The sequence below is a fragment of the Paenibacillus cremeus genome (assembly GCF_007786445.1).
GTDB classification, from domain to species: Bacteria; Bacillota; Bacilli; order Paenibacillales; family NBRC-103111; genus Paenibacillus_G; species Paenibacillus_G cremeus.
In genome coordinates, this window is the sequence record NZ_VNJI01000122.1 from 1 (window position 1) to 1,549 (window position 1,549).

At 42.4% G+C, this 1,549-nt stretch carries 2 protein-coding genes; both read left to right on the forward strand.

Annotated features, from left to right (window positions below; all coding sequences use genetic code 11):
* Positions 1-10 precede the first annotated feature (10 nt).
* On the forward strand, positions 11-409 hold the full coding sequence (tnpA, locus tag FPZ49_RS35080; RefSeq protein WP_144855364.1) for an IS200/IS605 family transposase: 399 nt from the start codon (positions 11-13) through the stop codon (positions 407-409).
* Between the two features lie 10 nt (positions 410-419).
* The gene (gene tnpB, locus FPZ49_RS35085) at positions 420-1,493 is read left to right on the forward strand and encodes an IS200/IS605 family element RNA-guided endonuclease TnpB (protein ID WP_144855362.1); all 1,074 of its coding nucleotides are present in this window, start codon (positions 420-422) and stop codon (positions 1,491-1,493) included.
* Positions 1,494-1,549 lie beyond the last annotated feature (56 nt).

Consider the following 1,549-nt stretch of genomic DNA (forward strand, 5'->3'; position numbering starts at 1 on the left):
TGTATTATCAATGGATCTTGACTCGAATAACCATTCAGTATTCTCGCTTAATTATCATCTAATTCTAGTAATCAAGTACCGCCGAAAAGTGATCAATGATGAAATATCCAACCGGCTGAAAGAAATATTTGAGTATATTCAGCCGAATTACAATATTACCTTGCAAGAATGGAACCATGACTGCGATCATGTTCACATCCTCATGAAGACTCAACCGAATACGGACATTTCAAAGTTTTTGAACGCTTACAAGAGCGCATCTTCAAGGCTGATCAAGAAGGAGTTTCCAATCATCCGAAAATCCTTGTGGAAAGAATATTTTTGGTCACGTTCTTACTGCCTGCTTACTACTGGCGGAGCGCCTATTGATGTAATCAAAAAGTATATTGAAACCCAAGGTCAGAAATGAGAGTGAAGACTTGCTGAAAGCCTACAAATACCGCATCTATCCAACATGCGAACAGCAGCAATATCTCGCAAACGTATTCGGGTGTGTTCGATTCATCTACAATCGCATGCTTGCCGACAAAATCGAGCATTACAGACAAACTGAGAAGATGCTTGCAACCACTCCTGCTCAGTATAAGAAAGAGTTCATCTGGCTGAAAGAAGTCGATAGTCTTGCACTTGCTAACGCTCAACTGAATCTGGAAAAGGCGTACAAGAACTTTTTTCGTGATAAGAGCGTAGGCTTCCCAAGGTTCAAGAGTAAAAAGACGAATGACTTTAGCTTCACGACGAATAATCAGAACGGCACAATCGCTATTGACGGTGGGTACATCAAGATCCCAAAGCTAAAGAGTAGAATCAGAATCAAGCTGCACCGTCAATTCGACGGACTTATTAAGTCGTGTACCATTTCCAGGATGACTAGCGGCAAGTATTTCGCTTCTGTTTTGGTGGAAACCGACATTCAACCAATGCCTAAATTGGATAGCAGAATTGGCATAGACCTTGGATTGAAAACCTTTGCCGTTACATCTGAAGGTAAAGAAATCGAAAACCCGAAATATTTGCGTAAATCCGAGAAGCGTTTGGCTAAATTACAACGAGACTTGTCACGCAAACAAAAGGGAAGTCGCAACCGCCATAAGGCACGTTTGAAAATAGCTAAAATGCATGAAAAAATATCCAATCAGCGCAAAGACTTCTTGCACAAAGAATCTTCCAAGATGATTATCGAAAACCAAGTCATTGTCATGGAAGACCTTCGAGTAAAGAACATGATGCGGAATCACAAACTGGCTAAAGCAATCAGCGAAGTGTCTTGGAGCATGTTCCGTTCGATGCTGGAATACAAAGCTCAGTGGTACGGCAGAGATATTATTATCGCTCCGAAGAACTATGCCAGTAGCCAGCTATGCTCTCAATGCGGATATAAGCATGCCGATGTGAAGAATCTTGCTTTGCGTGAATGGACTTGTCCAGCTTGCAACGCTACCCATGATCGGGATGTCAACGCCGCGCTAAACTTGCTAAAACTCGCAATGTAGATTGCAACTGCCAACGGGGCAGGAACTGCCCTTGGAGCGTAGCTAAACTTGGAGCA